The organism is Gordonia sp. (in: high G+C Gram-positive bacteria), from assembly GCF_049299075.1.
In the GTDB taxonomy this organism is placed as follows: Bacteria; Actinomycetota; Actinomycetes; order Mycobacteriales; family Mycobacteriaceae; genus Gordonia.
In genome coordinates, this window is sequence record NZ_JBAQWU010000393.1 from 1 (window position 1) to 13,213 (window position 13,213).

8 protein-coding genes and 1 pseudogene are annotated in these 13,213 nt (G+C 66.1%); 8 read left to right on the plus strand and 1 reads right to left on the minus strand.

What is annotated here, in order from left to right:
• Positions 1–171 precede the first annotated feature (171 nt).
• The 3 genes from WAW85_RS12570 (at position 172) to WAW85_RS12580 (ending at position 6,391) form a co-directional block, all read left to right on the plus strand.
• On the plus strand, positions 172–2,178 hold the full coding sequence (locus WAW85_RS12570; RefSeq protein ID WP_422559945.1) for a type I restriction-modification system subunit M: 2,007 nt from the start codon (positions 172–174) through the stop codon (positions 2,176–2,178).
• Positions 2,179–2,585: 407 nt separating this feature from the next.
• Positions 2,586–3,404, plus strand: a complete 819-nt coding sequence (locus tag WAW85_RS12575) for a hypothetical protein (protein WP_422559946.1) — start codon at positions 2,586–2,588, stop codon at positions 3,402–3,404.
• 2 nt (positions 3,405–3,406) lie between these two features.
• On the plus strand, positions 3,407–6,391 hold the full coding sequence (locus WAW85_RS12580; protein WP_422559947.1) for a type I restriction endonuclease subunit R: 2,985 nt from the start codon (positions 3,407–3,409) through the stop codon (positions 6,389–6,391).
• Between the two features lie 94 nt (positions 6,392–6,485).
• Here the strand turns inward: WAW85_RS12580 and WAW85_RS12585 are convergent, their stop codons facing one another.
• Positions 6,486–8,051 (minus strand): DUF222 domain-containing protein, encoded by a 1,566-nt coding sequence (locus WAW85_RS12585; RefSeq protein WP_422559948.1) that lies wholly within the window; start codon positions 8,049–8,051, stop codon positions 6,486–6,488.
• Between the two features lie 333 nt (positions 8,052–8,384).
• Between WAW85_RS12585 and argC the strand changes: the two genes are divergently transcribed.
• The 5 genes and pseudogenes from argC to WAW85_RS12610 form a co-directional block, all read left to right on the plus strand.
• Positions 8,385–9,467 (plus strand): N-acetyl-gamma-glutamyl-phosphate reductase, encoded by a 1,083-nt coding sequence (gene argC / locus WAW85_RS12590; protein WP_422559949.1) that lies wholly within the window; start codon positions 8,385–8,387, stop codon positions 9,465–9,467.
• Positions 9,468–9,511: 44 nt separating this feature from the next.
• A complete protein-coding gene (argJ, locus tag WAW85_RS12595; RefSeq protein WP_422559952.1) occupies positions 9,512–10,699 on the plus strand; it encodes a bifunctional glutamate N-acetyltransferase/amino-acid acetyltransferase ArgJ in 1,188 nt (395 codons plus the stop codon).
• Positions 10,696–11,598, plus strand: coding sequence for an acetylglutamate kinase (argB, locus tag WAW85_RS12600; RefSeq protein WP_422559950.1), 903 nt, complete (start codon positions 10,696–10,698; stop codon positions 11,596–11,598). Before argJ ends, argB begins: the two co-directional genes overlap by 4 nt.
• Positions 11,595–12,788: an acetylornithine transaminase gene (locus tag WAW85_RS12605; RefSeq protein ID WP_422559951.1), complete on the plus strand. Its 1,194-nt coding sequence runs from the start codon at positions 11,595–11,597 to the stop codon at positions 12,786–12,788. The genes argB and WAW85_RS12605 overlap by 4 nt, the downstream gene beginning before the upstream one ends.
• A gap of 4 nt (positions 12,789–12,792) precedes the next feature.
• A pseudogene (locus tag WAW85_RS12610) lies at positions 12,793–13,213 on the plus strand (ornithine carbamoyltransferase); the annotation flags it as partial.

The window sequence follows — 13,213 nt, forward strand, 5'->3', positions numbered from 1 at the left end:
GAGCCGTGTCGAAACCACCCACAGTCGGAGCCGATCTTGTCGCCGGTTGAGCCGTGTCGAAACCACCCACAGTCGGAGCCGATCTTGTCGCCGGTTGAGCCGTGTCGAAACCACCCCCTGTCGGCACCGCAACATAGGCTCCAGGACAACACCTAACAGCAAAGGGGCAGCATGGCGCCGGTCGGTTTTTCGGACAAGGTCGCATTCGTCTGGAAGGTCGCCGACAAGTTGCGCGGCACCTTCAAACAGCACGAGTACGGATCGGTGATGCTGCCGCTCCTGGTGCTGCGCCGGATGGACGCGGTCCTCGCCCCGACCCGGGACGCGGTGATCGACGAGGCTGTGCGCGTCGGTGCCCTGGAGCCGGACCGCAAAACCCTTGGGCAGGCTCCGGACGGCGGCATCGATCTGCTCCTGAAACGTGCTGCCGGGCAACGGTTCTACAGCCTCTCGCCGCTGACCTTCCCGACGATGCTGGCCAACGACAAAGAACTGGCCGAACAGCTCGCCAGCTACATCCGACGGCTGTCTCCGGACGCGTACGCGGTGCTGGAGGCGTACAACGTCGACGACAAGATCGCCCGCATGGATCGCGCCGGCATCCTGTACCCGGTCCTGGCCGACTTCGCCGACCTCGATTTGCGGCCGGACTTCGTGAGCAACGAGGCGATGGGCTACATCTTCGAAGAACTGCTCCGCAAGTTCTCCGAGATGAGCAACGAGACGGCGGGTGAGCACTACACGCCGCGCGAGGTGATCGACCTGATGGTGGCCCTGCTGCTGCAGGGCCGCACCCACGACGAGCTGACGCAGAACCCGAAGCCGGTGCGCACGGTCTACGACCCCGCGGCCGGCACGGGTGGCATGTTGATGGGCGCCTTGCACGGCATCACCGAGGCGAACCCGGACGCGACGGTCAAGGTGTACGGCCAGGAACTCAACGCCGAGACCTGGGCCATCGCCCAGTCGGATCTGATGCTGCAAGACACCGATCCGAAGCAAATGGCGCACGGCAATTCGCTGACCGACGACGCCTTCGCCGGGCAGAGTTTCGATTTTCTGCTGGCCAATCCGCCTTACGGCGTCAACTGGAAGGCGTACGCCAAGAAGATCGAGGACGAGCGCGACAAGCTGGGCTTCACCGGCCGCTTCGGGGCCGGCACCCCACGTGTCTCCGACGGCTCGCTGCTGTTTCTGCAGCACATGATCGCCAAGATGAAGCCGGGCGGCTCGCGTATCGGCATCGTATTGTCCGGGTCGCCGCTGTTCTCCGGCGCGGCCGGCTCGGGGGAGTCGGAGATCCGCCGCTGGATCTTGGAGAACGACTGGCTCGAAGGCATAGTCGCCCTCCCGGATCAGATGTTCTACAACACCGGAATCTCCACCTACGTGTGGGTGCTGAGCAACAGCAAGAGCGACGGCATGCGCGGCAAGGTCCGCTTGATCGATGCCCGCGAGCTGGGTAGCAAGATGCGAAAGTCGTTGGGCGACAAGCGCAAAGAACTCACCCCGGACGCCATCACGCAGATCGCGCAGCTCTACGGCGGCGCCGCCGACGAGTTCGCCGACGACGCCAAGGTCAAGGTGCTGCCCCCCGAGGCCTTCGCCTTCCAGCGCGTGACGGTGGAGCGCCCCCTCCGCCGCCGCTGGGAGGTAACCCCCGAAGCCCTGTCCCTCCTCCCTGAGCCGTCCCCGCTCCCTGAGCCGTCCCCGCCCCCTGAGCTTGTCGAAGGGTTACTCGGCCGCACCTTTGCCAGCGAGAAGACCCTGCTCGCCGAGGTCAAGCATCTGTCCGCCAAAGACAAGAAGGCTTTCGCCAAAGCATGCGCGATCGCCGACCCGGACGCCCCGATCATCACCAAACGCGGCGGCGCCGAGCCCGACCCCGACCTGCGCGATCAGGAGAACATTCCGGTGCCGCCCGGCTTCTTCGACCTCGACGACGCCGCCCGCGCCAAGGTTCTGACGCAGGCCGCCGAACAGCACCTGCGCGACGAGATTCACCCGTACGTCCCCGACGCCTGGATCGACCACGCCAAAACCAAAATTGGCGTCGAAATCCCCTTCACCCGCCAGTTCTACGTCTATCAGCCGCCCCGCCCCGTTGCCGAGATCGCTGCCGAGATTAGGGACTTGGAAGAACAGATCCAGGGCTGGATGCAGGGGCTGGGGCTGTGACAACTGCTCCACTTCGCTATGTGGCGTCACTTCGGCCAGAGATCCTAAGCGACGGTACTTCACCCGAATTTGAGTTCCACTATGTAGACATTTCGGCAGTCAGCAGCAATGGAGCTGTGAGTATTCCGACGGAGATGATCACTTTCGACCAGGCCCCTAGTCGTGCACGTCGATTGGCTGGGCCGGGAGACACTCTGGTGTCGACAGTGCGGACCTATTTGCGGGCGATCGCAGCGGTCCCCGAGACATCGGTCCCACTCGTATTCAGTACTGGTTTTGCGATCTTGCGAAGTCTCGCGGGGGACGGCCGGTACCTGACGTACTGTTGCCGCAGTGATCAGGTTGTCGACTCAATCGTGGCTCGTAGCGTGGGTGTCAGCTATCCGGCGATCAATCCGACTGAGTTGATGGGCATCGAGGTGCCACTGGTGGCCGAGGACGAGCAGCGGCGGATCGCGGACTTCCTCGACGACCGGGTCTCCCGGATCGACCGGATCATCGCCGCCCGCCGCGAGCAGGTGAACCTCGTGGCCACAGCGCAGAATTCGATTGCCGATGATCTCTTGCTGCAGGTTGTGGACCTTCCGTGGGTCCGGCTCGGGACATTCGTCACTGGCATCGAGCAGGGATGGAGTCCGCAATGTGATTCTGCGGGAGCAGATGAAGGCGAATGGGGCGTCGTGAAGGTGAGCGCGGTGCAACGCGGCCACTTCCAGGAGCGGGAGAACAAGCGACTGCCGGATGATGTCAGTCCACGGCTCGAGTACCGGCTGCTCCCGGGTGACCTGCTGGTTACGCGAGCGAATTCACCTGATCGTGTCGGGTACTTCACTGTTGTGCCGGAAGGGGTACGCGACAGGCTCATTCTTTGCGACAAGATTATGCGGCTGGAGATCGACGATCGGGTAGAGCCGCGGTTCGTCTCGCTTGTCGGTCAATCCCGTCGCACCAGAGATCGATTCCACCTTGCAGCAACAGGGACGTCGGACTCGATGGTCAACATTCGGGGCGATGATGTGCGCGGCGTACCAATTCCCGTGATCCCGATGGCGAGACAGCGTGCGCTGGTTGCCGACTGGGAGCGCGGCACGATCGAAAACCGTGAGCGGAGTGCACAGCTGATGACGTCCATCGACCTCCTCGCCGAGTACAAGGCTTCCCTGATCACTGCGGCGGTGACGGGGGAGCTGGATGTGACCACCGCGGGTTCGACGATTCCGGAGTAGCTATGAGCAACACCACCGAAGCGACGTTCGAGGGCAATATCGAGGCCCACCTCCTGGCCCATGGCTGGGGGTCGGTGGCGTCGAGCGACTACGACCGCGATCTCGGCCTGTTTCCCGGCGAGGTGATCGCCTACGTCCAGGCGTCACAGCCGAAGGCCTGGGCGCAGTTGGTCGCCCGGCACGGCGGCGAATCGACCGCCCGTAGCCGATTCCTCAAAGCCCTGGCCGATGCGATCGACCATCGCGGCACCGTGAGTGTGCTGCGCGGCACCGTCAAAGACTCCGGGGTCACCGTGCGGATGTGCTGGTTCGCGCCGGCCAACACCCTCGCACCGGAGCTGATCGAGCGATACCGCACCAATCGTCTCGTCGTCGCTCGGCAACTGCATCACTCGGAGTCCAAGCCTGCCGATTCGCTGGATCTGGCGCTGGTGGTCAACGGGATTCCGGTGGCGTCGGCGGAGCTGAAGAATCCGCTCACCGGACAGAACCTCGACGACGCGATGACCCAGTACCGTGCCGACCGCAACCCGCACGACAAGATCTTCGCCAACCGCATGCTGGTGCACTTCGCCGTCGACCCGCACCGGGTGGCGATGACCACCCAACTCGCCGGGGAGCAGACCCGTTTCCTCCCGTTCAACCAGGGCTCGGCCGGGCCGGGACAGCCCGGGGCGGCCGGGAACCCGCCGTCGGACGGCTATCAGACCGCCTACCTATGGGAGCAGGTGTGGCAGCGCGACGCCTGGCTGCAACTGATCGAAAACTTCATTCACGCGCAGGGCAGCACCGTGCTGTTCCCGCGCTACCACCAGTGGGATGCGGTCCGGGCGATCCTGGCCGCGACCTACGCCGACGGGCCGGGCGTCGACCGGCTGATCCAGCATTCGGCCGGATCGGGCAAGTCGAACACCATCGCGTGGTCGGCACACGCGCTGTCCCGGCTGCACGACGCCGCCGATCAGCCGATCTTCGACAAGATCGTGGTGATCACCGACCGGCGAGTGCTCGACCGGCAACTGCAAGACACCGTCGCCGGACTCGACCACACGCCGGGCACCATCGTCCGCGTCGACAAACACTCCGCCCAACTGAAAGAAGCGCTGGAAGGCAATGCGGCGCGCATCATTATCACCACACTGCAGAAGTTCCCGGTGGTCGCCAAAGTCGCGGCCGCGGAAGCCGCTGAGGGGCAGGGACGGGCCATCGCCGGCCGCCGGTTCGCGGTGATCGTCGACGAGGCGCACTCGTCGACCACCGGCGACTCGGTGAAGAAGCTCAAATCGGTGCTCGGCGGGAAGGCCGACGCCCTGGACGCGGCCGAATTCGCCGAGGCCGAAGCCGAGGAAGCCGCCGACGCCGACGATCTGCTACTCGAGAGTGCCCGGCAGCGCGGCAAACAGCGCAACCTCTCGTTCTTCGCCTTCACCGCCACCCCCAAACCGAAGACCCTGGAAACCTTCGGGCAACGCAATGCGGACGGGGTCAAGGAGCCGTTCCACACCTACTCGATGCGCCAAGCCATCGACGAGGGCTTCATCCTGGACGTGCTCGCCAACTACACCACCTATTCGACGTACTACAAGCTGGCTAACGCCGGCTCCGACGACCCCGAACTGGACACCTCCAAGGGGCGGGCAGCACTGGCGCGGTTCGCCTCACTGCACCCGTACATGCTCCAGGCCAAAGCCGAGGTGATCGTCGAGCACTTCCGGGCCAAGACAGCGGGCAAGATCGACGGCCGCGCCAAAGCGATGGTCGTGACCCGTTCGCGGCTGCACGCGGTACGGATGAAGCAAGCCATCGACGGCTACATCGAACGCAAAGGCTACGACGCCGGGGCGCACCCGCTGCGCGCGCTGGTCGCCTTCTCTGGCACCGTGATCGACCCGGAGGCACCGGAGCTCAGCTACACCGAGTCCCTGATGAACGGCTTTCCCGAATCGGCGCTGCCCGCCGAGTTCCGGGACAACTTTCAGGTGCTGGTGGTGGCCGAGAAATATCAGACCGGCTTCGATGAGCCGCTGCTGCACACGATGTACGTGGACAAGAAGCTGCACGGGGTGAAGGCGGTGCAGACGCTGTCTCGACTGAATCGGACCCGTCCAGGCAAACAAGACACCTTTGTCCTCGACTTCGCGAACACCGCCGACGAGATCCAGCAGTCCTTCGAACCGTTCTACGATCAGTCACTCGCGCAGCCGACCGACCCCAACGTGCTGTACACGATGGAACACGATCTGATGTCGGCGCAGGTGCTCTCCGTCGACGAGATGACCGCGGCCACCACGGCGCTGCTGTCCGACGACCCGGCGCTGCAGCCGCAGATCTACGCCAACGTGGCACCGGCCGTCATGCGGTTCGTGCTGCTCGACGAGGACGCGCAGAGCGAGTTCCGGGCGAAGCTCACCCAATACTGCCGCGCCTATTCTTTTGTCTCGCAAGTGATGTCGTGGACCGACCCCGACCTGGAACGACTGTTCCTGTTCGGAAAGCTGCTACTCGCCGACCTGCCGGCCGCCGACAGCGATCCAATGCCGCAACTGAGCCGCTCGGTGCAATTGACGCACCTGCGGCTGTCGGTGACCGATGAGGGTTCGATCGATCTGGGCGACGACACCGACCCGGCCGTCGCCCTCCCCGGTGAGGGCAAGGGTTCGGCCGGCGAGCCGGAGAAAGACCGACTGTCGGCGCTGATCGACCTGATGAACGACAAGTACGGCGCCGACCTGGGGGAGCCAGACAAAGTGTGGATCGATCAGCAGCGTGCCGTGCTCCTCGACGACGATGAGATGAAAGCCGTTGCGCTGCACAACGATCGCAGCCAGTTCGAGCTGATCCTGGATGAGCGGTTAAAGGACCTCATCGTCGACCGACACTCGAAGAACGGAGTCCTCTTTGACCTGTTCTTTGCGAACGACGACTTCCGCAGCGCCCTGCTGGCGCATCTCGCCAGTACGTACGACGAGTTCCGTCGGAGCGCATGACGTCGGAGTGCATGACGTCGGAGTGCATGACTGGGGCCCGTCTCGCCGGTCCTACGTGGTAGAGCCCGGCGGAGACGGGTGTGGGGCGGGACAGTTAGAAGGGTGGGGGGTCTTCGCGGGCTTCGCGTTCGCGTTGTTGCCGGAGGCGGGCGCGCTCGGCGCGGCGCCAGGCGTGTTTGTACGCGGTGGCGGCTTGGAGGCCGCCGCCGGAAGGGACGGTGGGACCGGCGTCCGGGGGTACGGCTGACTCAGGTGGCGCTTGGGGCTGGTGGAGGCATTTGACGCCGTCGAGTTGTGGGAACAGCCACTGCCCGGGGGCGGCGGTCTCCACGGTGAACCCGTGCGGGGTGGTGATCGAGGTCCACAAGGTGCCGTCGTCGTCGATCCACAGGTCGTCGACGAAGCCATCGGCGGGGTTGGCGGCTCCGACGCTGGTTTTCTGAATGTGGTGGAGCTTGCATTTGGGGGCGATATTGCACAGGCACGTCGGACCACCGGAAACCGGGCAGATCTGGTCAAATTCGTCGATGTGGTCGAGTTCGCAGCTCCAGGCCGGGCGCTCGCAGCCCGGGACGGTGCAGGTGCCGAACAGGCCGCGCACCACGGTGTCCAGTGCGGTGGTGGGCCGGTACGGGTCGGCAGGCTGGGCGGTGTTGTTCTCGATCAGCATCGGCGATTCGGCGATGTCTTCGGGTGCGCTGAATCCGTCGAGATCCAGGTCACGCACGGTGGCGTCCGGGCGTAGGGCGAGGTCGCGGGCATGCTGGGCGCCGATCACGCCGTGTCCGTCCAGGAACGCCGGTTCCTCGTCGGCGCCCTCGAGGGTCGACTTTTGGCACACCGCGTGAATCACGATGCGGGCTTGGCGCTCACTGATGGCGTCCTCGTTCAACGTCGCGGTGCAGGTGGCCTCATCGCCGCACCCACAGGCGAACGGGAGGCGACGCAGCCGGGCAGTGGCTGCCGCCGAACGACGCACTCGCAGGCTGCGTGAATCGTTGGGGCAGCAGCCCTGCACGAGAGCGTTGATGGCGGCCCACGCCAGGCGCGCTTCTTCGGCGTCGGTGGTGATGGTCAGTCCGGCCAACCCGTCCGCGTAGTCGCGGGTGGTGACGTTCTTGCGGGCTTGGGCCTTCTCCCGGCGACGGCGCACCGCCTCGGGATCGTGCTGGGCGACGATGCGGTCGGCGACGCGGGTGGCGACCTTCTCCGAGAGGTGTCCGGCGGCCTGCAGTGCCTCGGCGAGGGCGCCGTCGACGGCCGTCACGGTGGCGGTCTCGTCGACGATCGCGGTGCGGGCGACCGCGATGGCGAACATTTCCGGGCTGATCAGCCCGTCGCGCAGCAGGTTGCCCACCTGGGGTAGGCGCTCGGAGATGGCGACGGTCTGATTTACCAGGGTGCGCGCCTGGGGTTCGCGGATACCGAAAATCACTTGGATCTCGGTCAGTGCGACCGAGTAGGCATCGGTCGGGTCGAAATCGGCGCCCTCGTCCATCACTGCATCGTGGAGATTGGCCAGCGCGATATCGAGGAACTGTCCGACCCCGCGCAACTGTTCCCAATGCAGGTACGACTGCCCGCGCCGTGCGTTGGAGGCGTACACCAGCCAGTCGCGGCACTGGGTGCGGTTGGTGTCGCTGGCGTCGGGTTCGATCATGCCAACCGGCTTCAGGTCGACCCTGGTCCAGGGCGAGCTGCGATCGATGTGAACCATCCCACTCGCCCCTCTCCGTGATTGACGTTCGAACTATCTATGACCCATATTACCTACACACTCCGGTGTGCGCAAGTGTTCGATTGACGTTCTTTGAGTAGAAGATAACAACAGCATGTGACAATTTCCCGGGTGTGGATCCGACATCAGATCGCGGGGTGTTAGACGCACATGGTGCGGCTGATTTCCAGGATTCAGTGCTGGGGTGTTCGAATGGTGCGGTTTGGTTCGTAACCCGCGAGTGAATTAAATTGCACTGTGTTGCATAATGTTCACATGACTGTTCGGATTGCGGTTGCCGGTGCCAGTGGCTATGCGGGCGGCGAGATTCTGCGCCTGCTCTGCGGCCACCCGCGCGTCGCCACCGGAGACATGGAGATCGGTGCGCTGACCGCAGGCGGGAACGCCGGGAGTCGACTCGGCGAGCACCACAAGCACCTGCTGCCGCTGGCCGATCGCATCCTGGACGAGACGACGCCGGAGATCCTGGCCGGACACGACGTCGTCTTCCTCGGCCTCCCACACGGGCAGTCCGCGCAGATCGCCAACGCCCTGCCGCCGACCACCCTGATCATCGACTGTGGTGCCGACTTTCGGCTCAAGGACGCGGGGGAGTGGACGCGGTACTACGGCGGTGAGCACGCTGGCACGTGGCCGTATGGGATGCCGGAGCTGCTTGACCCTTCGACAAGCTCAGGGAGCAGCGGGGGAGGCTCAGGGAGCGGCGCGCGGGAGGAATTGTCCGGGGCGACGCGGATTGCGGTGCCCGGGTGCTATCCGACCGTTTCCATTCTGTCCATCGCGCCGGCGCTGGCCGCCGGGTTGATCGAGCCGCGGGTACAGGTGGTCGCCGTGTCCGGCACCTCCGGCGCGGGCCGGGCGCCCAAGGCCGAACTGCTGGCCTCCGAGGTAATCGGATCGGCGCGGGCCTACGCCGTCGGCGGTACGCACCGACACACCCCGGAAATCATCCAGGCGCTCTCGGCCGTCGCCGACCAACCCGTCGAAGTCTCCTTCACCCCGGTCCTTGTACCGATGTCGCGGGGCATTCTGGCGACGGTCACCGCCCGTGCCACCGGTTCCATCGACGAGATTAGGGCGGCGTATGCGAGGGCCTACGACGACGAGCCCTTTGTCTATGTGCTCCCCGAGGGCCAGTTCCCGGAGACGGGCTCGGTGCTCGGTAGCAACGCCATCCAGATCGGGCTCGCCGTGGACGAGCGGTCCGGAATGCTGACCGTCGTGGGTGCGGTGGACAATCTGACCAAGGGCACCGGCGGCGCCGCCGTGCAATCAATGAACCTGGCCCTGGGCTGGGGCGAGACCGAAGGACTGACCACCGTGGGACTGGCCCCGTGAGCGACCCCATCGAACTCCACCTAGAGCAGCTCCTCGGCTCGCGGATGATGCGCCGCCAAGGCGTCACCGCGCCGCTCGGCTTCCGCGCGGCTGGCCTCACCGTGGGTCTGAAGCCGTCCGGCAAGTCCGACCTCGCGCTGGTCTTCAACGAAGGCCCCGACCTGGCCGCCGCCGCCGTCTTCACCCGCAACCAGGTGAAGGCCGCCCCGGTGCGCTGGACCCAGGAGATCATTAAGAGCCAGCGCGTGCGCGCGGTGATTCTCAACTCCGGTGGCGCCAACGCGTGCACCGGCCCTGGCGGCTTTCAGGACACGCACGCCACCGCCGAAGCCGTCGCCGAGACGCTCTCCAACTGGGGTACCGAGACCGGCGCCATCGAGGTGGCCGTCTGCTCCACCGGCATCATCGGCGAGCGCCTGCCGATGGAAAAGCTCCTGCCCGGCGTCACCGAGATCGTCCACGAAATGGGCGGCGGGTTGGAAGGTGGCACCGACGCCGCCTACGCCATCATGACCACCGACACCAAGGCCAAGCAGGTCGCCCTGCACCACCCGGGCCGCTGGAACATCGGCGGTATGGCCAAGGGCGCCGGCATGATGGCGCCGTCCCTGGCCACCATGCTCGTGGTCTTGACCACCGACGCCAAAGTCACCGCCGAGATGCTCGACGTAGCGCTGCGCGAGGCGGCCAAGCTGACCTTCGACCGGCTCGACATCGACGGCTCCACGTCCACCAACGACACCGTGCTGCTGCTGTCCTCGGGCGCCAGCGCCATCGAGGTCACCCAGGAACAGTTGAACGCCGCGGTCTACGCGGTGTGCGACGATCTCTGCGCCCAGATGCAGGCCGACGCCGAAGGCGTCACCAAACGGTGCTCGATCACCGTGACCGGCGCGCGCACCGAAGAAGACGCCGTGACCGTGGCGCGCTGCGTCGCCCGCGACTCACTGGTCAAGACCGCGCTGTTCGGCTCCGACCCCAACTGGGGCCGGGTACTCGCCGCCATCGGTATCGCGCCGGTGACGATCGACCCGGACCGGATCACGGTGAGCTTCAACGGATTCACGGTCTGCGAGAACGGCACCGGCGTCCCCGGCGCCCGCGAGGTGGACCTGAGTGGACTGCACATCGACGTGATCGCCGACCTCGGTCTCGGCGACGCGCAAGCCACCGTCCGCACCACCGACCTGTCCCACGCCTACGTCGAAGAGAACTCGGCCTACACGACATGAACACACCTCTACAGAAGGCTGCGGTCCTGGCGGAGTCATTGCCGGCACTGCAGGCGCTGCACGGGCGCCGCGTGGTGGTCAAGTACGGCGGCAACGCCATGGTCGACGAGGCGCTCAAGGCCGCCTTCGCCGCCGATATGGTGCTGCTGCGCGCCTGCGGCATTCACCCGATCGTGGTGCACGGCGGCGGCCCGCAGATCTCGGCGATGCTCACCAAACTGGGTCTGCAGGGTGAGTTTCGCGGCGGCTTCCGCGTCACCACCCCCGAGGTGATGGACGTGGCCCGCATGGTGCTCTTCGGGCAGGTCGGCCGGGAACTGGTCGGCCTGATCAACGCTTACGGCCCGTACGCGATTGGGCTGACCGGCGAGGACGCCAAACTGCTCACCGCCACCCGGCGCACCGCCACCGTCGACGGCGAGCAGGTGGACATTGGCCTGGTCGGCGACATCGCCGCGGTCAACACTTCCGCCGTCGACGATTTGATCGCTGCCGGCCGGATCCCGGTGATCTCGACCATCGCACCCGACCACGACGGCGTGGTGCACAACATCAACGCCGACACCGCGGCCGGTGCGGTGGCCGCAGCGCTCGGCGCCGAGCATCTGGTCATGCTCACCGACGTCGAGGGCCTGTACACCGATTGGCCGGACAAAGGCTCGCTGGTGTCGACGATCGCTGCCGACGAGGTGCGGGAACTGTTGCCGCGCTTGGACTCCGGGATGATCCCGAAGATGGAAGCGTGCCTGGCCGCCGTCGATGGCGGCGTGCGCGCCGCCCACGTGATCGACGGCCGCGAGCCGCACGCCGTGCTGGCCGCACTACTCACTGAATCGACCGCAGGGACCACGGTGTTGTTGGAGAAAACCGGGCTGCTGGAGAAGGAGGAGGCGAAATGACCGCCCCACTGCAGGAGCGCTGGTCCGCCGCGCTGATGAACAACTACGGCATCCCGCCGGTCGCGCTGGTCCGCGGCGAAGGTGCGGTGGTCTACGACGCCGACGGCAAGGAGTACCTCGACCTACTCGGCGGCATCGCCGTCAACGCACTCGGGCACGCCAATCCCGAACTGGTGCAGGCGGTTTCGACGCAACTGAGCACCCTTGGGCATGTCTCGAACCTGTACGTCTCGCCGATTGCGGTGGAGCTCGCCGAGAAGCTGCTCGACGCCTTCGGCCAGACCGACAGCAAAGTCTTTCTGTGTAACTCGGGTACCGAAGCCAACGAGGCGGCCTTCAAGCTGGCCCGACTGACCGGGCGGCCGCAGATCATCGCCGCCGAGGGCGGCTTCCACGGCCGCACCATGGGCGCGCTTGCGATGACCGGGCAGCTGGCCAAGCGGGCGCCGTTCGAGCCGATGCCCGCCGGCGTCGATTTTGTGCCGTACGGCGACATCGCCGCGCTGGAAGCAGCGGTGAGTGAGCGGACTGCCGCGGTAATCCTGGAGCCAATCCAGGGGGAGAACGGTGTCGTGGTGCCCGGACCGGACTACCTGGCCGCGGCTCGGCGGATCACCACCGAACACGGCGCCCTGCTGATCCTCGACGAGGTGCAGACCGGAATCGGCCGCACCGGAGTGATGTTCGCCCACCAGCGGGCCGGCATCGTGCCGGACGTGATGACGCTCGCCAAGGGCCTTGGCGGTGGCCTGCCGATCGGCGCGGTGATCGCCACCGGCCCGGCCGCCGACTTGTTCGGTCCCGGCCTCCACGGCACCACCTTCGGCGGCAACCCCGCCGCCGCCGCTGCCGCGTTGGCCGTGCTGACCTACATCGACGACCATGCCCTCCTCGACCACGTCGATGCGCTCGGTAAATCGCTGGCGGCCGCGATCGAGGAGCTGGGGCATCGGCAGATCAACCGGGTGCGCGGCGACGGTCTGCTGCTGGGTGTGGTGCTGAACGCACCGATCTCGAAGGAGACCGAAGCGGCCGCGCGGGCGGCGGGCTTCTTGATCAACGCCCCTGCGCCGGACGTGCTGCGGCTCGCGCCCCCACTCATCCTCAGCCAGGAGCAGGCGGACGGCTTCGTCGCCGCCCTGCCCGCCATTCTCGACGCCGCCACGCAGGCAGCGGAAAACCAGGAGTGAGCCGATGACCCGCCACTTTCTTCGCGATGACGATCTGAGCCCGGAAGAACAAGCCGAGGTGCTGGCGCTCGCCGCCCGACTCAAAGCCGACCCGACCGGACCGAAACCGCTGGCCGGGCCGCGCGCCATCGGGGTGATCTTCGACAAGAACTCGACGCGCACCAGGTTCTCGTTCGAGGTGGGTATCGCTCAGCTCGGCGGCCACGCCGTGGTGGTCGACGGCACCACCACCCAGATGGGCCGGGACGAGTCGCTCGCCGACACCGGGCGGGTGCTGTCGCGATTCGTCGACGCCGTGGTCTGGCGGACCTTCGGCCAGGACCGGCTCGACGACCTCGCCGAGTACGCCACCGTCCCGGTGGTCAACGCGCTCTCCGACAGCTTCCATCCGTGCCAGGTGCTCGCCGACCTGCTCACCATCACCG

Coding starts and splice junctions, on each gene's coding strand:
- WAW85_RS12570 (WP_422559945.1), top strand. CDS start 172: ATGGCGCCGGTCGGTTTTTCGGACAAGGTCGCATTCGTCTGGAAGGTC.
- WAW85_RS12575 (WP_422559946.1), top strand. CDS start 2,586: ATGGGCATCGAGGTGCCACTGGTGGCCGAGGACGAGCAGCGGCGGATC.
- WAW85_RS12580 (WP_422559947.1), top strand. CDS start 3,407: ATGAGCAACACCACCGAAGCGACGTTCGAGGGCAATATCGAGGCCCAC.
- WAW85_RS12585 (WP_422559948.1), bottom strand. CDS start 8,051: ATGATCGAACCCGACGCCAGCGACACCAACCGCACCCAGTGCCGCGAC.
- argC (WP_422559949.1), top strand. CDS start 8,385: ATGACTGTTCGGATTGCGGTTGCCGGTGCCAGTGGCTATGCGGGCGGC.
- argJ (WP_422559952.1), top strand. CDS start 9,512: ATGATGCGCCGCCAAGGCGTCACCGCGCCGCTCGGCTTCCGCGCGGCT.
- argB (WP_422559950.1), top strand. CDS start 10,696: ATGAACACACCTCTACAGAAGGCTGCGGTCCTGGCGGAGTCATTGCCG.
- WAW85_RS12605 (WP_422559951.1), top strand. CDS start 11,595: ATGACCGCCCCACTGCAGGAGCGCTGGTCCGCCGCGCTGATGAACAAC.